We start from the raw sequence: 20859 nt of genomic DNA, 5'->3' as shown, positions 1-20859 counted from the left end.
CCGTGCTGGCGGGTCAGAACGTGGTCTTGAAGGTCAGGCTGACGAAGCCGCGGTCCTTCAGGAAGGTGGTGAAGCCGTTCTGGGTGGTGACGGCGGTGCCGTTGTCGCGGTAGCGGCCCACGTAGTCGATGTACTTGAGGTCGAAGCGGTAGCGCTGCTGCACGTCGGCGCTCAGGCCCACGCTGTAGTTGCCCAGCCCCTCGTTGCCGCCGAACACCGTGGCCGCGTTGCCGGACAGGCCGATCGCATAGCTCAGCGGCAGCTGCAGGTCCACGCCCGGCAGCACCTGGAACCAGCTGGGCGTGAAGCCCAGGCCGATGCCGACGTACTCCTTGGTGGCGCAGCCGTCCCACTTGTCCCAGTCGCGGGTGCGGGTGGTGCCGTTGGCCATGCAGGGGGCGTAGCCCACCGCGTTGAAGAGGTTGGCACCGCTGCGCACCTTGCTCCAGCGCGACCACTGCAGCTCAGCAGCCCAGGTGGCGGCGTCGAACACCGGCGTCTTCGCGACCGTGCCCAGCAGGTTCACCAGCGCATGCCAGGTGTCGCCGCGCGGGCCCTTGGTTTCACCGGCCTGCGGCAGGCCGATCGACACGCCCAGCACCTGGCTGGTCAGCGGTGTGTTGCGGCGCTGCGAGAGTTCGGCGCCCACGCTGACGCCGCCGACGTTCTTGGCCAGGCTCAGGCCGAAGAGTTCGACGTCGCCCGCGTAGATCAGGTTGTAGCGTGCCGACCCGAGTGGCGGCGCCTGGGTGATGAAGGTCTGCGGCATCTTGTCCGCATAGCGCCGGTAGTACAGGCCTGCGGTGCCGTCCAGCCAGGCCGGGCTCCAGCGCGCCGCCAGGCCCCACTCGCCGCGCTGCTCGGGCTCGCTGGCCTGGCCGCGTGCAACAAAGCCCAGGCCGGGCACGAACTGGCGGTCGGGCCCGTTGAAGGCGAAGTCCACCGGGCCGAGGTAGGTGCCGCCCTCGGGGTAGCGGGCGCTCTCCCACTCCAGCATGTAGTTGGCCGCCAGCGACAGCGTGTCGGTCACCTGGGCCTGCAGCGACAGCTGGTTGAGCGGGCGGAACAGCTCCTTGGCCTCGGTGCCGGGCGTCGCGAAGCCCTTCTGCAGGTCCAGCGGGTTCTGCGCGTAGGCCACGCTGTGCATGTGCCCGCCCAGCAGCAGCGACTCGCCCCAGTACACCGTGTGCCGGCCCAGCTTGGCGTTGACGGGCACCTCGCCCAGGTCCACGCCGCCGAACACGAAGGCATCCAGGATCTCGCCGGTGCCGCCGTGGTAGAGCCGCTTCGTGGTGCTGCTGTACTCGTTGTTGGCGTAGCTGGGGATGCCGCTGAGCGGTGCGTTCGGATTGGAGCGACCCTTGCTGCCGTAGGCTGCGTCGTACCAGGCGGTGGCGCTGACCCGCGCACCGAAGCGCTTGCGCCAGACCAGGTCCATTTCCGTCAGCCAGTCCAGCCGGTTGGCCACCGCGTCGCCGCGGTCGAAGCTGTAGGTGCCCTCGTCCGAAATGGCCGAGTTGCCGATCTTGGAGTCGCGCTGTTCCACGCGCACGCCGTAGTTGTAGCGCAGCGTGTTGTCCCAGCGCAGCGTCAGGTCGGGCACGCCGGTGTCGATCTCGAAGGCTCGCACGCTGGAGGAGGCGGCCAGGGACATGACCAGACACAGGGCGGCCGCACAGGTGGAGGACAGGCGCAAGGGCGGGACGAGGCCGGCCGGGCCTCCGGGATGGGCAGCAGGGTTCACGTTGTCTCCGATCGTGGTGTTTGGGCGATCCGCTCGCGGCAGGGCGTGCGCGACCGTGGAGAAATTGTGTGGACCCAGCTCCTCTGGCACCCCCCTCTTGACTGGGGGGCGCGGCCCTGACCATACCCCCGAAGAACGTAGTTCTTGGCTGATGATGGAATCAGAGACAGGAGCTACGAGATGAGCGAGAAGCAGATGCGTGGTCAGTACACGCAGGAGTTCAAGCTGGAGGCGGTCAGGCTGGTCAAGGCGGGGCAGTCGGTGGGGATGACGGCCAAGGTGCTGGGCATCCCGAAGGCGAGCCTGAGCAACTGGGTGCGTTCCAGCGAGCGCGGCCAGCTGGGCGGCGCGGGTGACCGGCCGGTGACGCCGGAGCAGATGGAGCTGGCCAGGCTGAGGGCGGAGCTGGCGCGCGTGAAGATGGAGCGCGACATCGCAAAAAAAGCGGCGGCGTACTTTGCGCAGGATGTTCTGCAAAGTACGCCTGGATCCGGACGATGAAGGACAGCTGGCCGGTGAGCCTGAGCTGCGAGGTGCTGGGCGTGAGCGTCAGCGGGTACTTTGATCACCAGCGCGGGCAGCGGCGGCGCGGGCCCAGCCAGCCGGGCTCGGGGCGCCTGAGTGACGAAGCCCTGCTGGCGCACATGCGCGCCAGCCACGCCGAGGTGCGCCAGGAGTACGGCTGGCCGCGGATGACCAAGGAACTCTGTGCACGAGGCCACCGCGTGGGCAAGGAGCGGGTTCGACGCCTGATGCAGCAGCACGGCATCAGGGCTCGGGGCCGACGCAAGTTCGTCGTCACCACCGACAGCAAACACAAACTGCCGATCGCGCCGGATCTGCTGCAGCGGGACTTTGCAGCCGATGCCCCCAACCTGAAGTGGACCAGCGACATCACCTACATCGCGACCGATGAGGGCTGGCTGTACCTGGGGGCCTTCATCGACCTGCACAGCCGAATGGTGGTGGGGTGGAGCATGCGGCCCCACATGCGCGCCAGCCTGGTGACGGATGCGCTGCGTATGGCGTGGTTCCGCCGCCGCCCCCCGCCGGGGCTGATCGTGCACACCGACCGTGGCAGCCAGTACTGTGGCGAGGCGTTCCAGACGGCGCTGACCGGGTACGCGATGCGGTCGTCGATGAGCCGCAAGGGCGACTGTTGGGACAACGCGCCCACCGAGAGGCTGTGGGGTCGGTTAAAGGTAGGCAGACTGCACGGGCGCAGGTTCGCCACGCGGCGGCAGGCCATGGATGAGGTGATCGACTGGCTGGCCTTCTACAACCACCGGCGACTACATTCCACCCTGGGCTACGTCAGCCCCAGGCAATACGAGGAACGCTGGGTCGCGGCACTGCTCAACAAGGCCGCGTGAAAAGGGCGCTAAGAGCTACGGGATTCAGGGGCAAGGTCAACCGAATACCAGGTGGCGCCGCCACTGCTGGCCGGGCTTGATCACCTCCCCATCGCGAACGCCATTCGCCAGTTCGAACGCAGGGCCAGTTCACGCGTGTAGCCGGCAGGCCCTGGGCGCGAGCAAAGTCGGCCAGTTGCTCCCACACTCGCTTGTAGCGATTGACGGTGCGGATGGTGTCGCTGCGCATGGGCGTTGTGATTCCACCCAGGAAAAAGTTCCCTCAGAGGGTGTCCCCGAAATGACCTATTGCGCCAGTCTGGTTGCGAGGATACGCGCTTCGGTGAGCCAGACCCAGGCGACCGGAGCCCAGGTGGATCGGTCATGGTGAGCTACCAGGCGGCGCGCACGCTCGTTCCAGGCGTGGGTGCGCTCGACGACCCATCGCTTGGGTTGCACCACGAAGCCGCTGGCCACGACCTCAGGCCACAGGGGCTGTTGCGTGCTGTTCCACGTGCCCGTACTGCGGTTTGCGGGGTGGCGCACCACCTCCACGCTGATACCGTGGGTCTTCTCGATGGCCAGCGCACATTGCCCGCCATATGCGGCATCGGCGTAGAGCTTCTTCAGGCCTGGCACCTTGGCGCAGGCCTTGGCCACGACACTGGCCGCACCGTCCCTGTCCTGCACGCTCGCTGCCGTGACAGTCACTGCCAGCAGCAGCCCCAGCGTATCGACCACCAGATGGCGCTTGCGCCCCTTGACCTTCTTGCCAGCATCGAAGCCGGTGTCCCCGCCCTGGGCGGTGCTGCGCGTACTCTGGGCGTCGATGATGGCGGCACTGGGCTCGGGTGTGCGTCCCATGCGGTCGCGCCACTGCTGGCGCAGTCGGTCGTGCATAGCCTCAAAAGTGCCAGCCGCGGCCCAGCGACTGAAGCTCTTGTGCACCGCCTTCCACGGCGGGAAGCTCTTGGGCAGCTACCGCCACGCGCAGCCCGTGCGCACCAGATACATGCAGGCGTTGACAACCGTACGCCGGTCGTAGCGCGGCGGGGCGCCACGCATGCCCTCGCGCTCGAACAGGTCAGCCACCAGCGCCCATTCCGCCTCGGTCAAGTCGGTGTTCATGCCGCTGGGGCCATCCTCACGCCGGTGGGCATCGGTGTAGCCCACGCGCAGTGGCGTGCCGCCTCGCACCAACGCGCGCTGCGTCGGCTTGCGAATCGGCTTTACCCGCTCGATGCCCGCCTGTCGAAGTGCCTTGCGAACAGTGACCGTACAAACGTTCATCCCTGTGCGCCGGCCCAACTCACGCGTAACCTCGCCCAGCGACGAGCGCGGCTGCTCTGTGGTGATCGCTCGCAGCACCTCCACATGCTCATCGTTGAGCAGCGGTGGTCGCCCGCCCTTGTACTTGCCCTCGCCCATGATCGCCCTCCTGCGTGGCCCAATTCTCTCGGCCCACGCAGGTTAGTCAATCATTTCGGGGATACCCTCTCAGAGGGTCGACACGACATCGTCCTGATGTGAGCAAAAAAAAACCCGGTGGGGACACCACCGGGTTTGAAGGTACCTGGAAAGAGACTTTCGAGAGGTACCGAGGAGACAACCAATTGCGCAATCAGGAAACCGAGGAGGTGCTTTCCAGCTTGACGCCCTCTTGTGATCGGGGCGGTGGTGGAAAGTTCAAGCCCTTGTTGTGCGGTTTTCGCGCCTGACTGCGTCAGATGTGTCGTTCCCGCGCTGGCCTGATCAGGCGGCGCGGCGCGGAGCCTTGGGAGCGGCAGCCGTGGCGGCCTTGGCAGCCTGGTTGGCGCTCTGGCTCATGGCTTCGAAGTTGGCTTCGGCGACGCCGACGGCCTGCTTGGCGGCCTTCTGCACGTTCTCGACGGCATTGTTGGCAGCGGTCATGGCCGACTTGATCAGGGCGGCAGCGTTCTCGGTGCCGGCCGGGGCGTTCTTGATGGCCGTGTCAACCAGCGCGGCAACCTTCTGCTGGGTGGCAGCGAACTGGGCTTCGACCAGCTTGGACACTTCAGCCTGGGTGGCAGAGGTGATCTCGTACACCTGACGGCCGTAGGACGAGGCCTTTTCGGCGGCGGGCTGGAAGTAGGCCGACTGCAGGGCGAACACTTCCTGAGCGTCCTTGGCGGCCAGCAGGGCCTTGGCCTGCTCGGCGGACTCGGCCAGCGTGGCGCGCACGGCTTGCAGGTTCAGTTCCAGCAGCTTCTCGACGCCTTCGAAGGTCTTCTGGCTCAGCTCAACCAGGGTTTCGAGGTTGGCCTTGCCGGCGGCGACGAATTGCTCGGGAGTGGTGTTCATGCGGGGCTCCGTGGGTTGGGATCAGGTTTCAGTGCCTTTGTTGCACTGCAGCATGGTTGAAAGTATAGGACCCCGGTAGGTGAATGCAAGTGATTTGCTGCATCGCAGCAATGATTAGGGAATAACCTCTAACAAGTCGCTTTGGTGACAACGTGAAACCGCATTGGTGCGGCCTGGCGCTGCGAGCGCTGGGTCAGGAGCTGTTGCTGCGCTGCAGCGCAAAGGCCACGTCGTCACGCAATTGGCGCAGCGCGGCCAGCTCCGACGAGGGGGCCTGCACCGCCGACCAGAGCAGCGTGACGAGTTGCTCGGCCACCCGGTCAATGTCCACCGTGCGGCTGGCGGCCGGCGCGGCGACCACCTCCCACAGGATGTGCTCCATCGGCCCGAGCACCGCCGAGCGCAGCAGGCGCAGCGGCATGTCCTGGCGGATCTCTCCGCTGGCCTGGCCACGTGCCAGCAGGTCCATGAGCGGGGCGGTATAGCGTCGCTGCAGCGGCAGGAAGCTGTCACCCAGTTCCTGGCCCTTGGAGCGCCCTTCGGACAACACCAGCGCACACAGCCCGGTGCCCTGGATCAGGAACAGTCGCAGATGGGTGCGCACCAGGTAGTGCAGCTGCTCGCGCATCGGGCGGCCGAGCGGCATGCCCTGCTCGGTGGCGGCAATGATCTCGTCGTACCAGTCGCCCAGCACCCGCACGCACAGCTCACGCTTGCCACGGAAGTAGGTGAAGACGGTGGCCTCGCTGATGCCCAGGCGCTGCGCGATCTCGGTGGTGGTAGCGCGCTCATAGCCCTTTTCGGCGAAGACCTCGCGGCCGACGCGCAGGATGTCGCGGATGCGCTGCTCGCTCTTTGCGCTGGCGGGTGAGCGTCGGGTGCGCGGAGCGGCCGCAACGGCGGCGGGGGCGGCGATGCTGGTGGACGGGTCTTGGGCGCTGGGTTCGCTCATGAGTTGAGTATCACTCAAAAATGCTTGATCGTCAGCCACCATGCTGTTAGATTGGCGGCCATGATGCACTTGGTCAGATGCTGGACGGCTGGTTCAAAGGCTGGTTCAGGGTTTGTATTGAGTGTTACTCAGACAAGTCGATCGCTGCCCACAAGCCGGCCGCCAGGCCAGGAGACACCGATGTTCGAATCCACCTTCACCTTTCCCCTGGGCGACGATGTCGCCGCGCTGCGCGAGGCGGTGCGTGACTTCGCCCAGGCCGAGATCGCCCCGCGTGCGGCGCAGATCGACCGTGACAACCTCTTCCCGGCCGACCTGTGGAAGAAGCTCGGTGACCTGGGCGTGCACGGGCTGACCGTGCCGGAGGAACTCGGCGGTACCGCGCTGGGCTACGTCGCCCACATGGTGGCGATGGAGGAGATCAGCCGTGCCAGCGCCTCGGTGGGTCTGAGCTACGGCGCGCACAGCAACCTGTGCATCAACCAGATCCGCCGCAACGGCAGCGACGCGCAGCGCGCCAAGTACCTGCCCAAGCTCATCAGCGGCGAGCACGTCGGCGCGCTGGCGATGAGCGAGCCGGGCGCCGGCTCGGACGTGGTCAGCATGAAGCTGCGTGCCGACAAGCGCGGCGACCGCTACGTGCTCAACGGCAGCAAGATGTGGATCACCAACGGCGGTGACGCCGACACCCTGGTGGTCTACGCCAAGACCGAGCCGGAGCTGGGCGCGCGCGGCATGACGGCCTTCCTGATCGAGAAGGGCTTCAAGGGCTTCAGCAAGGGCGAGCACCTCGACAAGCTCGGCATGCGCGGCAGCAACACCTATCCGCTGTTCTTCGACGACTGCGAGGTGCCCGAGGAAAACGTGCTGGGCGGTGAAGGCAACGGCACCAAGGTGCTGATGAGCGGGCTGGACTACGAGCGCATCGTGCTGTCCGGCGGCCCGCTGGGCATCATGGCCGCGTGCATGGACGTGGTCGTGCCCTTCGTGCACGAGCGCAAGCAATTCGGCCAGGCCATCGGCGAGTTCCAGCTGATGCAGGGCAAGATCGCCGACATGTACTCGACCTTCCAGGCCTGCCGCGCCTACGGCTACGCGGTGGCCCAGGCGGCCGACCGCGGCGACCACAGTCGCACGCTGCGCAAGGACGCGGCTGGGGTGATCCTCTACACCGCCGAGAAGGCCACCTGGATGGCCGGCGAGGCGATCCAGGCGCTGGGCGGCGTGGGCTACACCAACGAGTACCCCACCGGCCGGCTCTGGCGCGACGCCAAGCTCTACGAGATCGGCGCGGGCACGTCGGAAATCCGCCGCATGCTGATCGGCCGCGAGTTGTTTGCAGAAACCTGCTGAGGTCACCGAGATGGCTGTCATCGAGTCGAAGCTGAACCCGCGCTCGGCGGATTCGCAGGCCAACGCGGCCGCGATGCGCGCGGTGGTCGAGGACCTCAACGCCCGGCTGGCGAAGATCGCCGAGGGCGGTGGCGTGGCCGCGCGGGCCAAGCACACCGCGCGCGGCAAGCTGCTGCCGCGCGAGCGCGTGGAGATGCTGCTCGACCCCGACACGCCCTTCCTGGAGATCGCGCCGCTGGCTGCGCTGGGCATGTACCCCGAGAAAGACGGCCGCGGCGGCACGCAGGACGCTGCCCCCTGTGCCGGCATGATCGCCGGCATCGGCCGCGTTGGCGGCGTGGAGTGCGTGATCGTCTGCAACGACGCCACCGTCAAGGGCGGCACCTACTACCCGCTGACCGTCAAGAAGCACCTGCGGGCGCAGGAGATCGCGCAGCAGAACCGCCTGCCCTGCGTCTACCTGGTGGACTCGGGCGGCGCCAACCTGCCCAACCAGGACGACGTGTTTCCGGACCGCGACCACTTCGGCCGCATCTTCTACAACCAGGCCAACCTGAGCGCCGCGGGCATCCCGCAGGTGGCGGTGGTGATGGGCTCGTGCACGGCGGGCGGCGCCTACGTGCCGGCGATGAGCGACGAGACCATCATCGTCAAGAACCAGGGCACCATCTTCCTGGGCGGCCCGCCGCTGGTGAAGGCGGCCACCGGCGAGGTGGTCAGCGCCGAGGACCTGGGCGGTGGCGACGTGCACACGCGCCTCTCCGGCGTGGCCGACCACCTGGCCGAAAACGACCTGCACGCCCTGGCGCTGGCCCGCCAGGTGGTGGGCACGCTGAACTGGCGCAAGGACGTGCCGGTCAGGCTGCAGCCCGCGCAGCCGCCCAAGTACGCCGCCGAGGAACTGCTCAGCGTCATCCCGACCGACACCCGCAAGCCCTTCGACGTGCGCGAGATCATTGCCCGCATCGTCGACGCCAGCGAGTTCGACGAGTTCAAGTCGCGCTACGGCACGACGCTGATCTGCGGCTTCGCCCACATCGAGGGCATGCCGGTGGGCATCGTCGCCAACAACGGCATCCTCTTCGCCGAGAGCGCCAACAAGGGCGCCCACTTCATCGAGCTGTGCTGCCAGCGCAAGGTGCCCCTGGTGTTCCTGCAGAACATCACCGGCTTCATGGTGGGCCGCAAGTACGAGAACGAGGGCATCGCCCGCGCCGGCGCCAAGATGGTCACCGCGGTGGCCTGCGCCAACGTGCCGAAGTTCACCGTCATCATCGGCGGGTCCTTCGGCGCCGGCAACTACGGCATGTGCGGCCGGGCCTATTCGCCGCGCTTCCTCTGGATGTGGCCGAACGCGCGCATCAGCGTGATGGGCGGCGAGCAGGCCGCCAGCGTGCTGGCCACGGTCAAGCGCGACGGCATCGAGGCCAAGGGTGGCACCTGGAGCGCCGAAGAGGAGGCTGCGTTCAAGGACCCGATCCGCCAGCAGTACGAGGTGCAGGGCCACCCGTACTACGCCAGTGCGCGTCTCTGGGACGACGGCGTGATCGACCCGGTCGACACCCGCCGCGTGCTCGCGCTGGGCCTCTCGGCCAGCCTGAACGCGCCGATTGCGGACGCGAAGTTCGGCGTGTTCCGGATGTGAATTGCCCGGGCCTGCGCTGCGTGGCTACAGTGGTTCCTCGACCATGGAGGTTTCTCATGGATGTTGAGGATCGTCATGCCTTGACCGGGGTCCGGTGGTGGCCGGTGGGGCTGTTCGTCGGTGCCATGTTGGGTTTGTCGGGTGCTGGCGTCGCCCAAGAGCCCGCTCAACCGTCCCAGCCCGCGCAGGCTGCAACCCTGGTCGAGAACGTGATGACCGTCCCGGCCGGCGGACTGAGCGAGCCCGAGCTGGAGGTCACCGTGTTCAGGCCGCCTGGCCCGGGTCCCTTCCCGGTGATGGTGGTCAATCACGGCCGGGCGCCCGGCAATGCCCGCTTCCAATCCCGGTTTCGGCCAATGGTGGTCGTGCGCGCCTTCGCGAGCCGGGGCTGGGCCGTGGTGCTGCCCATGCGGCAGGGGTTTTCCAGGTCGGGCGGGGTCGAGATCTCGGCCGGTTGCAACGTGGCCAGCAATGGCGAGCAGCAGGCCCGCTCGGTCAGCCGGACGCTGGTCTGGCTGGAGGGCCAGCCCTGGGCCGACACCGCGCGCAACGTGGTCATGGGCCAGTCGCACGGCGGTCTCGCCACGCTGGCCTACGGCATGGCGCCTCATCCCGGGACGAAGCTGCTGGTGAATTTCGCAGGGGGACTGCGCCAGGAGGGCTGCGTGGGTTGGCAGCACGAGCTGATCCGGGCCATCGGCGGCTATGGCGAGAAGTCCCGGCTGCCGTCGCTCTGGTTCTATGGCGACAACGACAGCTACTTCCAACCGTTCGTGTTCCGCGAGGCCCACGAGCGGTACGTGAAGGCGGGTGGCCCGGCAGAACTGGTGGCCTACGGCCACTTTGGCAGCGATGCCCACGGCATGTTCGGCAGCCAGGCCGGCTTGCCGATCTGGCTGCCCAAGGTGCTGGCGGCACTCTCGGCGCAGGGCTTACCGACCAAGGTGGCCTACACCGCGCAGGATCCCGCCGACATCGCCGCGCCGCAGGGCACTGGTTTTGCCGCCCTTGCCGATGTCGAGCGCGTGCCGCTGCGCAACGAGCGGGGCCGGCATGGCTACCGTGCGTTTCTCTCCGCGGAGCTGCCGCGGGCCTTCGCGGTGCATCCGGACAAGGGCAGCTGGGCCTCGGCCTGGGGCGGTGAGCGGCCCAACGCACGCGCCCTGGCGAATTGCGAGAAGTCGGCTGGCAGCCCCTGCCAGTTGTATGCGGTTGATCTGGACGTGGTGTGGAGAGACAAGTGATGCCGATGCTCGATGTACAGCGCGATGGCCCGGTGGCACGCGTTTACCTGAACCGCCCGGACGTGCGCAATGCCTTCAACGATGGCGTCATCGCTGAGTTGGCGGTCGCGTTCCTGGGCTTTGCCGAGGATCCAGATCTGCGCGTGGTCGTGCTGGGCGGCCACGGCAAGGCCTTCTGCGCCGGTGCAGACCTGAACTGGATGCGCGCCATGGCCGACTACGACTGGGCGCAGAACAAGGCCGATGCCCAGGCGCTGGCCGACATGCTCTGGGTGATCCACCGCTGCCCGGTGCCGGTGATCGGCCGCATCCACGGCGACTGCTATGCCGGCGGGGTCGGGCTGGCGGCGGTGTGCGACATCGTGTTGGCCGCCGAGGGGGTGAACTTCTGCCTCAGCGAGGCCAAGCTGGGCCTGCTGCCAGCCACCATCGGCCCCTACGTGATCCGCGCGATGGGCGAGCGCGCCGCCCAGCGCTGGTTCACGACCGCCGAGCGTTTCAGCGCCGCCGAGGCGCACCGGCTCGGCTTCGTGCACGAGCTCTGCCCGGCCGGCGAGATCGATGCCAAGGTGCAAGGCTTGGTCGATGCGCTGGTCGCCAACGGCCCGGCGGCGGTGAAGGCCTGCAAGAAGCTGGTGCAGGACCTGGCCGGCGAGCCGCTGAGCGCCGCGCTGCGCGAGGACACCGCCCGGCGCATCGCCGACATCCGCGGCAGCGCCGAGGGCAAGGAGGGCGTGTCCTCCTTCCTGCAGAAGAGGGCCCCGTCATGGATCTGAGCCTGCCCGGCGCGGCGGCGTCGGCCGCCTCCGCCATCGGTGCCGCGGTCGGTGCGGCCGGCCCTGTGGTGGCCGAGTCGATGGGTCAGGTGGGGCAGGTGGTTGCCCCGGCCGTCGCCGGCCTGGACACCACCCAGCTGCTGGCCGTGGCGGCCGCGCTGGGCTGGGCGAGCGGGCTGCGGCTCTACCTGGTGGTGTTCCTGACCGGCCTGGCGGGCTGGCTCGGCTGGGTGCCGCTGCCCGCCGGCCTGCAGTTGCTGCAGAACCCGCTGGTGCTGGGCACGGCGGGGCTCATGCTCTTCATCGAGTTCTTTGCCGACAAGATTCCCGGGCTGGACAGCCTCTGGGACCTGGTGCACAGCGTCGTGCGCATCCCTGCCGGCGCGGCGCTGGCGGCGGCGGTGTTCGGGGCCGACGCGGGCGCCTGGACGATGGTGGCCGCGCTGATGGGCGGCACGCTGGCGGCCACCTCGCAGGCGGCCAAGACCACCACGCGTGCGGCCATCAACACCTCGCCCGAGCCGTTTTCCAACATCGGCGCGTCGCTGCTCGGTGATGTGGCGGTGCCCGGCATGCTGTGGCTGTCCTGGGCACACCCGGTGGGTTTTTTCATCGCGCTGGCCATCGTGCTGGTCGTGATGGTGGCGTTGATCGCCGTGTTCTGGCGCTTCCTGCGCGCCGTCCTGCGCAAGCTGCGCGAAGTGTTCAGCCCGGCGCCCGCCCAGGGCTGAGCCGGAAGATCCTGGAGACGAGTTCCATGTTCAAGAAGATCCTGATCGCCAACCGCGGCGAAATCGCCTGCCGCGTCGCGCAGACCGCGCGCCGCCTGGGCGTGATGACGGTGGCCGTCTACTCCGACGCCGATGCCCGGGCGCAGCATGTGCGCGCTTGCGACGAGGCGGTGCACATCGGCGGCAACGCCGCCAAGGACAGCTACCTGCAGTGGCAGCGCATCCTGGACGCGGCCCAGGCGACCGGTGCGCAGGCCATCCACCCCGGCTACGGCTTCCTGAGCGAGAACGAGGATTTCGCCCGCGCCTGCGCCGCCGCCGGCCTGGTCTTCATCGGCCCACCGCCCGAGGCCATCGCGGCCATGGGCAGCAAGGCCGCCGCCAAGTCGCTGATGGAGCGCGCCGGCGTGCCGCTGGTGCCGGGCTACCACGGCGCCAACAATGAGCCGGCCTTTCTGCAGGGCGAGGCCGAGCGCATCGGTTTTCCGGTGCTGATCAAGGCCAGCGCGGGCGGCGGTGGCCGCGGCATGCGCCGGGTCGACCGCGCCGAGGACTTCGCCGCTGCACTGGCCTCCTGCCAGCGCGAGGCCAAGGCCAGCTTCGGCGACGACCACGTGCTGGTGGAGCGCTACGTGACGCGGCCGCGCCACGTCGAGATCCAGGTCTTCGGCGATACGCAGGGGAACTGCGTCTACCTTTTCGAGCGTGACTGCTCGGTGCAGCGGCGCCACCAGAAGGTGCTGGAAGAAGCCCCGGCGCCCGGCATGAGCGCCGCGCGCCGGGCCGAGATGGGCGCGGCGGCGGTGGCCGCGGCGAAGGCGGTGGGCTATGTGGGCGCCGGCACGGTGGAGTTCATCGCCGAGCCGACCGCCGACGGCGATCTCAGGTTCTATTTCATGGAGATGAACACCCGCCTGCAGGTGGAGCACCCGGTCACCGAGGCGATCACCGGCCACGACCTGGTCGAGTGGCAGCTGCGGGTGGCCTGCGGCGAGCCGCTGCCGGCGGGCCAGGATGAACTGAAGATCCACGGCCATGCGATCGAGGCGCGCATCTGCGCCGAGAACCCGGACGGCGGCTTCCTGCCCGCCACCGGTTCGCTGGACGTGATGCGCTGGCCGGCGCATGTGAGCTTCCAGCGCAATGCCGACGCCGAGCGCTTCCATGACCCTGCCGCGGTGCGCGTGGATGCCGGCGTGCGCGAGGGCGACGCCATCAGCCCGTACTACGACTCGATGATCGCCAAGCTCATCGTCTGGGGCGCCGACCGGGCCCAGGCGCTGGCGCGGCTCGATGCGGCCCTGCGCGACACCCACATCGTCGGCCTCAGCACCAACGTGGCCTTCCTGCGCCGGGTGGTGAATGGCCGGGCGTTCTCGACCGCCGACCTGGACACCGCGCTGATCGAGCGTGAGCGCGACGCGCTGTTCAACACCGGTGCGCTGCCGCTGGAACAGGCCGCCGCGGGCGTGGCGGCGCACACCCTGGCGGCCGAGGCTGCGCTGGAAGGGGCGGACCCCTGGTCGCGCCGGGATGGCTGGCGCATCTTTGGCGGCGCGCGCCGCCGCATCGAGCTGCAGGTGGGCAAGGCCCGCCACATCGCCTTCCTGGAACGCCTGCACGACGGCGCGTTGCGCCTCACGGTGGGCGAGCAGGGCTGGCGCTTCACCGCCAAGTCACTGGGTGAGGGCCGCCACGACGTCCTGCTGGGCGAGCAGCGCCTCACGCTGACCGTCTACGCCCAGGGGGAGAAGGTGGCCGTGTTCGGCGCGGCCGGCACGCTGGAGCTGCAGGAGATCGACCCCATCGCCCACGCCGGTGAAGGCGCGGCCGAGGGCGGCCGGCTCACCGCGCCGATGCCGGGCAAGGTCATCGCCTTCCTCGCCGCAGCCGGCGACGTGGTGACCAGCGGCCAGCCGCTGGCGGTGATGGAGGCGATGAAGATGGAGCACACCCTGGCCGCGCCGCGCGACGGCACCGTCGCCGAGCTGCTCTATGCGGTGGGCGACCAGGTGCCCGAAGGTGCCGAGTTGTTGAAGCTCGCGGCACAGGAGTGATCCCGTCATGAGTCTGCTGAAATCGCTCCCCTCCTTGCCGGCCAAGGTCACGCTGGTCGAGGTCGGCCCGCGCGACGGCCTGCAGAACGAGAAGCAGCCGGTGCCCACCGCCACCAAGATCGAACTGGTGCACCGCCTGCAGGCAGCCGGCCTGCGCGAGATCGAGGTCACCAGCTTCGTCAGCCCCAAATGGGTGCCGCAGATGGCCGACAACGCCGAGGTGATGGCCGGCATCACCCGCGCGCCCGGTGTGCGCTACTCGGTGTTGACGCCCAACCTGAAGGGCTGGGAGGCCGCGGCGCTGACCCGGCCGGACGAGATCGTCGTCTTCGGCGCCGCCAGCGAGGCCTTCAGCCAGAAGAACATCAACTGCTCGATCGCCGAGTCCATCGAGCGCTTCGCGCCGGTGGTCGCTGCCGCCCGCGCGGCCGGCGTCAAGGTGCGCGGGGCGATCTCCTGCACGGTGGGCTGCCCCTACGAGGGTGACATTGCGCCCGAGCGTGTCGGCCTGGTGGCCCGGTTGATGAAGGAGATCGGCGTGCAGCACGTCGGTGTGGCCGACACCATCGGCGTGGGCACCCCGCGCAAGGTGCAGCGTGCGCTGGAGGCGGCGCTGGCGCACTATCCGCTGGAAGAAGTCAGTGGCCATTTCCACGACACCTACGGCATGGCGGTCGGCAACGTCTACGCAGCGCTGGAGCTGGGCATCGCCACCTTCGATACCAGCGTCAGCGGCCTGGGCGGTTGCCCCTACGCCAAGGGCGCGACCGGCAACGTCGCCACCGAGGACGTGGTCTGGCTGCTACACGGCCTGGGCATCGAGACCGGGATCGACCTGGATGCGCTCAGCGACGCGGGTGGATTCATCCGTGCGGCGCTCGGGCAGGGCCGTGACGCCACGGCGTCGAGGGTGGCCCGAGCCATCGGAGCAAACCGGCGACAGTGAGTGAGCGTCCAGCGCGGCCACGTTGACCTGGTCGCCAGGGGGGCAGCTTGCCGCAGGTACCCAGCGCTGCGGCAGAAACCCCTCGCCCAGCTGCCAGCGCTTGAAGCGTGCGAGCTCGAACTCCAGAGCGGCAGTTCGACCGTGGGCAGCACCCGCACCCAGGCGTTTGCCCAGCGCGTCAGCAAAGCTGGAGATCCAACCCTCGCTGCCAGCCGTCAGCGCCTGGTTGTCCAGGTGCGCGTAGCTGATGAAGACGTCATCGCTGAATGCCATGGTGTGGCGCGGCGCGCTCCAAGGGAGCGGTGGGGACAAGGGACTGGCTGCATTCAGGCTGCCGAATTCACATGGATGAAGCCAGCCGCCCTCCTCTGATGCAGCCAGCCATCTGGCCGTTCACGATCGATCCTGTCTTCAACTACATCGAACTGTTCTACAACCGCCATGCGGCGCCACTCGACGGCTGCCGGCCTGTCGCCGGTAGAGTTCGAGCAGCGCCATTCCGCGAGGCTCCTGGGTCTTGACATCTAGGAAACCCGGGGCGATTCGGAGATGGCCCGGATCGAGTCGACATGGCAATACCGGCAACAAGGCCGAGAGCGTGCCGCGAATCTGCGGCTCGGGTGCTCGTGAAAACGGGTCAACTTCACCACTGGACTGGGCCGGCTGGCTTGACTCAAGTTCGGTTGGCCAGCCCCGATACCGCTGACGCCGATATCAAACGCCTCAGTTCATCCGGAGCCGCCACAAATGTTCGCAAACCTCAAGATCCGCCACCTGATCGGCACCCTGGTCATGTCGATCTCGCTCGTCTGGGGCGTGGCCGTGGTCATGGCCAACGCCAGCGGCCCCTCGCACGTGCTTCAGCAGTCGTACCAGGAAAGGGGCGACCTATTCAACAAGATCTTCGCCGGTCAGGTCCATGAGCAGTCGGAGTCCCTGGCCATGGCACTGACGGCCCTGACCAACGACGGGGCCCTCGTCGACACATTCGTGGCCGGCGACCGCGACGCCCTGCTGGTAAAGGCCAAGCCCATCTTCGAGCAATTGAAGGCCCGGTATCAGATCACCCACTTCTACTTCATCGGCACCGACGACAAGATCGTGCTGCGCGTTCACAACCCATCCAGCCACAGTGACGTCGTCAAGCGTGCCACCTTCCTGCGGGCCAAGGAGAACCGCAAGCTGGGCAAGGGCATCGAAATGGGTGCCAAGTTCTTCTCCCTGCGGGTGGTGATGCCGGTCGAACGTGAGGGCAAGGTCGTGGGCTACATGGAACTCGGTGAAGAGCTCGATCACCTGGTTTCGGCATTCGGCGACTCCACCGGCGCCAAGATCTCCATGTGGTTGAGCAAGGACTACGTGGAGAAGAAGAAGCTGAAGGAAGAATTCAAGAAGGTGGGCGACTACGCGCTCGTGATGGCCTCCGACGCCGCCGAGCAGCAGAGCCTGATGCAGCAGTACCTGGCCAGCAGCGGCGGCGGCCTCGGTTTCGCGAAGATCAAGGTCGGCGGCCTGAACTTCGGGGCCAAGGCGATGCCGTTCAAGGACGCCTTCGGCGACGAGGCGGGGGTGGTTCTCTACGCCTACGACGTTTCGCTTGCGGACAGTGCCTTGAGCCGCTTCAACGTGACGATCCTGAGCATCGTGGTAGTCATGCTGGTCGTCTCCGCTTTTCTAGGCGTGTGGCTGTCGCGCCGCATCAGCCGCCCGATCGGTGAAGCGGCTCGGCTGGCCGAGGCGGTTGCCCAAGGCGACCTGAGCCAACGCCCGCAGGTCTCAGGCAACGATGAAGTCGCGCAGCTGTTGCGGTCATTGAGCCGGATGCAGGCGTCGCTGGCCGGCGTCATCGGCACGGTGCGCGGCAATGCCGAAAGCGTGGCCACGGCCGGCGCGCAGATCGCGCAGGGCAACCAGGACCTGTCCAACCGCACCGGACAACAAGCCTCCGCCCTGCAGCAGACCGCGGCGTCCATGGAGGAACTGTCGTCCACCGTCAATCAAAACGCCGCCAACGCCAATCAGGCCAACCAATTGGCGCTGGGCGCGAGCGAGGTCGCCATCCAGGGCGGCAAGGTGGTCGGTGAAGTCGTGCAGACGATGAAGGGCATCAACGACAGCAGCAAGAAGATCGCCGACATCATCGCCGTCATCGACGGCATCGCCTTCCAGACCAACATCCTGGCGCTCAATGCGGCCGTCGAGGCGGCGCGCGCCGGCGAGCAAGGAAGGGGCTTCGCCGTCGTGGCCAGTGAAGTGCGCAGCTTGGCTGCCCGCTCGGCCGAAGCCGCCAAGGAAATCAAGACCCTGATCCACGCCAGCGTGGAACGCGTCGAACGGGGCACGGCACTGGTCGACCAGGCCGGCGCCACGATGACCGAAGTGGTGGGCGCCATCAAGCGCGTGACCGACATCATGGGCGAGATCAGCGCTGCCAGCACCGAGCAGAGCCAGGGCGTGGCGCAGGTGGGCGAGGCGGTGACCCAGATGGACCACACGACGCAGCAGAACGCGGCGCTGGTGGAACAAGGCGCTGCTGCCGCCGAGAGCCTGAAGGTACAGGCGCAGCAATTGGTGCAGGCGGTCGCAGTGTTCAAGGTGCCGCAGCACAACGCGGCCATTGCTCACGGCTGAACGCACATCGCAGACGTCAGGGCAGCCGCGAGCGAAAGCCGCGGCCTGGGCTGCCGCAGGAACTTCTTGCGACCAGTTTCAAGGCGAAATGTGCCGCACCACCTGCACAGGCACTGGACGAATTCAGCAGGGGCAGAGTCAGGCCGCCGGCAAGGCGCGTGCGCCGATCAGGACTGCGGTGGCTGCCTCTGCAACAAGCTGCGGCCGATCTCCGCCAGCAGCCGGGCCAGGGCGGCGGCGGGCCGGGTCAACGGCGCGTCGGCGCGGGTGTGCAGGCCCACGGTCATGCCCGGCAGGCGCTCCGCGATGGGGATCTGCTGCAGGGCCTTGTCCACTTGTGGCATGCCGAGAACCATGTCGAGGAAAGGGTGCTGCACGATGGCCAGCATGTCGGAGCCGGCGAGCAGCGCGCTCATGGTGCTGAAGGACTCGCACTCCATGACCTGCCGGGGCTCGGGCGCGCCGATCGCTCGCAGCGCCTCGGCGGTGGCCGCGCGCCGCAGGTTGCTCACCCACTCCTGGCTGGCCAGCGCGGCCGCCGAGCGGGCCTGGGCGAGTGGATGCCCCTGGCGCGCGACGACGATCTGCTCCAGATGGGCAATGGGCTTGAAGCGGATGGCCGGATCGTCCTGCCCCTGCGGTGCGCGCGGCGCCAGGCTCATGTCCAGGGAGGCGTCGCGCACCATCGGGCCGGTGGCGTGCCGCAGGCCCTCCACCAGGCGCAGCTGCACGTCCGGAAACTTCTCGCGCCAGCGCAGCACCGCCTGCGGCACGACCTGGGCGGCGAAGAAGGGGCCGAAGCCGAGGGCCACCTGGGCCTTGGCCTCCCGCGCGAGCTCTTCCTGGGCCTTGGCCAGCTCGGCGTAGCCGGCGCGCACCCGCACGTGGAAGAGCCGCCCCAATGCGGTGAGCGTGACGCCGGTGGGCGAGCGCTTCAGCAGCGAGGCACCGAGCTCTTCCTCCAGCGAGCCCAGGCTCTTGGTGAGGCCGGGCTGGGACACGCCGAGCCTGCGGGCCGCGGCGTTGATGCTGCCTGCATCGACCACGGCAAGGAAGTCGCGGATCTGCGTCAGTCTCATCGAAACCTTGCCTTCCTTCCGGGACGGCCCCTGTCCCCGTGTACAGCCCGGGTACAGCCCCGGTAGAGGCCGGGTAGAGCCCGGGTATAGCTGGCGGTTATGTCCCAGATGCCGGATGCATCTTACGAGGCGCGCGCAGAAGGGGTCCACTGGGGCCTCGGTCAGGAATCTTCCGACCCTGCCTGCACCACCACCGGAGACCCCCATGCGTTCGACTTCACTCCTCTTCGCCGCGGCGCTCTCGTGGGGCGTTGGCACCGGTGGCCACGCCGTCGCACAGAGCTGGCCCAGCAGGCCCATCACCGTGATCTCGGCCTTTCCGCCCGCCAACAACGACCAGATCATCCGCATGGTCGACGGGCCCTTCCAGGCGGTGTTCAAGCAACCGCTGGTGATCGAGAACCGCCCCGGCGCGGGCGGCAACCTCGGCGCCGAGGCCGTTGCCCGGGCAACGCCCGACGGCCACACGCTGCTGGTGACGGTGGACACGGTGGCCACCGTCAACCCGCGGGTCTATCAGAACCTGAAGTTCAAGGCCGATGTCGACCTGGTGCCCATCATCTACCTGGCGAACTCGGCGCAGACGCTGGTGTGCCATCCGTCGGTGCCCGTCAAGTCGGTGGCCGAGCTGGGGGCCCATGCCCGGTCACATGACCTGTCCTACGCCTCCGGCGGGCAGGGCGTGCCCGGCCATCTGGCGGCCGAGATGTTCCTGGCGGCCACCGGCCTGCGCATGACGCACATCCCGTACAAGGGGCCTACTGCGGCGCTGCAGGACCTGATGGGCGGCAACGTGCACTGCGGCTTCCTGGCCACGCCGACGGTCATGCCGCATGTGAAGAGCGGCCGGCTCACCGGCCTGGCGGTCACTTCGGCCAGGCGCTCGCCCATTGCGCTGGAGCTGCAGACGATGAGCGAGGCGGGCGTGGCCGGCTTCGAGGCCAGCTTCGGGCAGCTGTTGCTGGCGCCCAGGGGCACGCCGGCACCGGTGGTGGCGGCCCTGAACGAGACCTTCGCAGCGGCGCTGGCGCAGGACGACGTGCGCGCCCGGATGCTGGCGATGGACCTGGAGTTCGTCCCCAACACGCCCGAGCAGGCGGCCGCGCGCTTGCGCAAGGAGGCCGACAAATGGGCGCGGGTCGTGGAACGCCTGGGCTTGAGGGCCGATTGACCCCTCGCTGACGCCGCGCGGTGCCGTGCCGTGCCGTGCCGTGCGATAGGCCGTGGGCGCCGCCGGGGCCACCAGTGATTTGGTTTTCCTTTACGGGACCTGTTTCCACGGCCTGCCGATTGCGCCAGGATGGGCAGCAGCGCCATGGCCGGTCCAACCCCTTGGGCACCCAAGGGATGGTGAACACATGGAGCATGGAGCACATGGACTCGGAGGTCGCAAGCATGGGTGCAGGCAACGCATTGCAGGTGGGTCGCGTCGTGCAGGGCGCGGGCAGCTACACCAGCCAGCAGGGCTCGGTCTATGCGCCGGGCATCAGTGCCGAGACCGTCGGCGCCAAGGCCGTCTTCCTGGGGCGGGTCACCATCCCACCGGCAGGCCGCACCAAGGCGCATCTGCACGAGTTCCATGAGTCCGCCTTCTACCTGCTGAGCGGCGAGGCCGTCGAGCTCTGCACCGGGCCGCGCCTCGAACACCGCGAGCTGGCCCATGCGGGCGACTACCTGTTCATTCCCGCCAACGTGCCGCACGTGGCCGTCAACCGTGGCACGTCACCCGCGGTCTTCATCGGCGTGCGCAATGAACCCACGGCGCAGGAGAGCGTGGTCATGCTCCCGGAGCTGGACGCCCTGGTGCCATGAGACAACCTGTGCCGGCGCCCACAAGCGGGCCGAGAGCCGGGCCGCCCCCAAGCCGGCCCGCCATTCCCTGGCGCGTGTCGGCGCACTGAGCAAGGGGTCTCGCGCCCAGCCCTGCGGTCGCAGTGCGGACCAGTCGCTCAGCCGCGGCCCAGGCAGACCTTGGGCCCTGATCCAACCACGGTAGCCTGCCCGGCAGCAACGCCGCAGCACACCGG

At 68.2% G+C, this 20859-nt stretch carries 15 protein-coding genes and 2 pseudogenes; 12 read left to right on the top strand and 5 right to left on the bottom strand.

Going from position 1 to position 20859, the window contains the following annotated elements; genetic code table 11:
- Positions 1 to 13 precede the first annotated feature (13 nt).
- Positions 14 to 1654, bottom strand: coding sequence for a DUF1302 domain-containing protein (locus NGK70_RS14315; RefSeq protein WP_251969200.1), 1641 nt, complete (start codon positions 1652 to 1654; stop codon positions 14 to 16).
- A gap of 270 nt (positions 1655 to 1924) precedes the next feature.
- On the opposite strand from NGK70_RS14315, the gene NGK70_RS14310 reads away from it, so the two are divergent.
- Positions 1925 to 3117, top strand: a protein-coding gene (locus NGK70_RS14310; RefSeq protein WP_251969199.1) for an IS3 family transposase whose coding sequence is annotated in 2 segments (ribosomal slippage) — positions 1925 to 2180 and positions 2180 to 3117 — 1194 coding nt in all. Because the reading frame shifts where the segments join, the coding sequence is not laid out codon by codon here.
- Between the two features lie 285 nt (positions 3118 to 3402).
- Here the strand turns inward: NGK70_RS14310 and NGK70_RS14305 are convergent.
- The 3 genes and pseudogenes from NGK70_RS14305 to NGK70_RS14295 all read right to left on the bottom strand — a co-directional run bounded on the left by NGK70_RS14305 (position 3403) and on the right by NGK70_RS14295 (position 6370).
- A pseudogene (locus NGK70_RS14305) lies at positions 3403 to 4524 on the bottom strand (IS5 family transposase).
- 324 nt (positions 4525 to 4848) lie between these two features.
- On the bottom strand, positions 4849 to 5418 hold the full coding sequence (gene phaP, locus NGK70_RS14300; RefSeq protein WP_251969198.1) for a TIGR01841 family phasin: 570 nt from the start codon (positions 5416 to 5418) through the stop codon (positions 4849 to 4851).
- A gap of 193 nt (positions 5419 to 5611) precedes the next feature.
- Positions 5612 to 6370 (bottom strand): TetR/AcrR family transcriptional regulator, encoded by a 759-nt coding sequence (locus NGK70_RS14295; RefSeq protein ID WP_251969197.1) that lies wholly within the window; start codon positions 6368 to 6370, stop codon positions 5612 to 5614.
- Between the two features lie 180 nt (positions 6371 to 6550).
- On the opposite strand from NGK70_RS14295, the gene NGK70_RS14290 reads away from it, so the two are divergent.
- The 9 genes and pseudogenes from NGK70_RS14290 (at position 6551) to NGK70_RS26485 (ending at position 17753) form a co-directional block, all read left to right on the top strand.
- Positions 6551 to 7723 carry an isovaleryl-CoA dehydrogenase gene (locus NGK70_RS14290; protein WP_251969196.1) on the top strand — a complete coding sequence of 391 codons (1173 nt, stop codon included), beginning with the start codon at positions 6551 to 6553 and terminating at the stop codon, positions 7721 to 7723.
- 10 nt (positions 7724 to 7733) lie between these two features.
- Positions 7734 to 9368 (top strand): carboxyl transferase domain-containing protein, encoded by a 1635-nt coding sequence (locus NGK70_RS14285; protein WP_251969195.1) that lies wholly within the window; start codon positions 7734 to 7736, stop codon positions 9366 to 9368.
- Positions 9369 to 9580: 212 nt separating this feature from the next.
- A complete protein-coding gene (locus NGK70_RS14280) occupies positions 9581 to 10612 on the top strand; it encodes a CocE/NonD family hydrolase (RefSeq protein ID WP_251969194.1) in 1032 nt (343 codons plus the stop codon).
- Entirely contained in the window at positions 10612 to 11388 is a 777-nt protein-coding gene (locus NGK70_RS14275) for an enoyl-CoA hydratase/isomerase family protein (protein WP_251969193.1), read from the top strand. The genes NGK70_RS14280 and NGK70_RS14275 overlap by 1 nt, the downstream gene beginning before the upstream one ends.
- An 80-nt stretch (positions 11389 to 11468) precedes the next feature.
- Positions 11469 to 12119 carry a DUF4126 domain-containing protein gene (locus NGK70_RS14270; RefSeq protein WP_251973787.1) on the top strand — a complete coding sequence of 217 codons (651 nt, stop codon included), beginning with the start codon at positions 11469 to 11471 and terminating at the stop codon, positions 12117 to 12119.
- A gap of 26 nt (positions 12120 to 12145) precedes the next feature.
- A complete protein-coding gene (locus tag NGK70_RS14265) occupies positions 12146 to 14176 on the top strand; it encodes an acetyl/propionyl/methylcrotonyl-CoA carboxylase subunit alpha (protein WP_251969192.1) in 2031 nt (676 codons plus the stop codon).
- 7 nt (positions 14177 to 14183) lie between these two features.
- Positions 14184 to 15122 carry a hydroxymethylglutaryl-CoA lyase gene (locus NGK70_RS14260; protein ID WP_251969191.1) on the top strand — a complete coding sequence of 313 codons (939 nt, stop codon included), beginning with the start codon at positions 14184 to 14186 and terminating at the stop codon, positions 15120 to 15122.
- A 407-nt stretch (positions 15123 to 15529) separates the two neighbouring features.
- A pseudogene (locus NGK70_RS26640) lies at positions 15530 to 15650 on the top strand (IS3 family transposase); the annotation flags it as partial.
- Between the two features lie 219 nt (positions 15651 to 15869).
- Entirely contained in the window at positions 15870 to 17753 is a 1884-nt protein-coding gene (locus tag NGK70_RS26485) for a methyl-accepting chemotaxis protein (RefSeq protein ID WP_310742531.1), read from the top strand.
- 167 nt (positions 17754 to 17920) lie between these two features.
- Here NGK70_RS26485 and NGK70_RS14245 read toward each other — a convergent pair whose 3' ends face one another.
- Positions 17921 to 18832, bottom strand: a complete 912-nt coding sequence (locus NGK70_RS14245; protein WP_251969190.1) for a LysR family transcriptional regulator — start codon at positions 18830 to 18832, stop codon at positions 17921 to 17923.
- Positions 18833 to 19037: 205 nt separating this feature from the next.
- On the opposite strand from NGK70_RS14245, the gene NGK70_RS14240 reads away from it, so the two are divergent.
- A complete protein-coding gene (locus NGK70_RS14240; RefSeq protein WP_251969189.1) occupies positions 19038 to 20003 on the top strand; it encodes a Bug family tripartite tricarboxylate transporter substrate binding protein in 966 nt (321 codons plus the stop codon).
- Between the two features lie 224 nt (positions 20004 to 20227).
- Complete coding sequence (locus tag NGK70_RS14235) at positions 20228 to 20644, top strand: cupin domain-containing protein (RefSeq protein WP_251969188.1); 417 nt, start codon at positions 20228 to 20230, stop codon at positions 20642 to 20644.
- Positions 20645 to 20859 lie beyond the last annotated feature (215 nt).

Origin of the sequence: Sphaerotilus microaerophilus, from assembly GCF_023734135.1 — a bacterium.
Classification (GTDB): Bacteria; Pseudomonadota; Gammaproteobacteria; order Burkholderiales; family Burkholderiaceae_C; genus Sphaerotilus; species Sphaerotilus microaerophilus.
This window is presented reverse-complemented; position numbering and strand designations above follow the sequence as displayed.

What these genes read in the sequence shown, in the direction of transcription:
- NGK70_RS14315 (WP_251969200.1), bottom strand. Translation starts at nt 1,654, where the DNA reads ATGTCCCTGGCCGCCTCCTCCAGCGTGCGAGCCTTCGAGATCGACACC.
- phaP (WP_251969198.1), bottom strand. Translation starts at nt 5,418, where the DNA reads ATGAACACCACTCCCGAGCAATTCGTCGCCGCCGGCAAGGCCAACCTC.
- NGK70_RS14295 (WP_251969197.1), bottom strand. Translation starts at nt 6,370, where the DNA reads ATGAGCGAACCCAGCGCCCAAGACCCGTCCACCAGCATCGCCGCCCCC.
- NGK70_RS14290 (WP_251969196.1), top strand. Translation starts at nt 6,551, where the DNA reads ATGTTCGAATCCACCTTCACCTTTCCCCTGGGCGACGATGTCGCCGCG.
- NGK70_RS14285 (WP_251969195.1), top strand. Translation starts at nt 7,734, where the DNA reads ATGGCTGTCATCGAGTCGAAGCTGAACCCGCGCTCGGCGGATTCGCAG.
- NGK70_RS14280 (WP_251969194.1), top strand. Translation starts at nt 9,581, where the DNA reads ATGACCGTCCCGGCCGGCGGACTGAGCGAGCCCGAGCTGGAGGTCACC.
- NGK70_RS14275 (WP_251969193.1), top strand. Translation starts at nt 10,612, where the DNA reads ATGCCGATGCTCGATGTACAGCGCGATGGCCCGGTGGCACGCGTTTAC.
- NGK70_RS14270 (WP_251973787.1), top strand. Translation starts at nt 11,469, where the DNA reads ATGGGTCAGGTGGGGCAGGTGGTTGCCCCGGCCGTCGCCGGCCTGGAC.
- NGK70_RS14265 (WP_251969192.1), top strand. Translation starts at nt 12,146, where the DNA reads ATGTTCAAGAAGATCCTGATCGCCAACCGCGGCGAAATCGCCTGCCGC.
- NGK70_RS14260 (WP_251969191.1), top strand. Translation starts at nt 14,184, where the DNA reads ATGAGTCTGCTGAAATCGCTCCCCTCCTTGCCGGCCAAGGTCACGCTG.
- NGK70_RS26485 (WP_310742531.1), top strand. Translation starts at nt 15,870, where the DNA reads ATGTTCGCAAACCTCAAGATCCGCCACCTGATCGGCACCCTGGTCATG.
- NGK70_RS14245 (WP_251969190.1), bottom strand. Translation starts at nt 18,832, where the DNA reads ATGAGACTGACGCAGATCCGCGACTTCCTTGCCGTGGTCGATGCAGGC.
- NGK70_RS14240 (WP_251969189.1), top strand. Translation starts at nt 19,038, where the DNA reads ATGCGTTCGACTTCACTCCTCTTCGCCGCGGCGCTCTCGTGGGGCGTT.
- NGK70_RS14235 (WP_251969188.1), top strand. Translation starts at nt 20,228, where the DNA reads ATGGGTGCAGGCAACGCATTGCAGGTGGGTCGCGTCGTGCAGGGCGCG.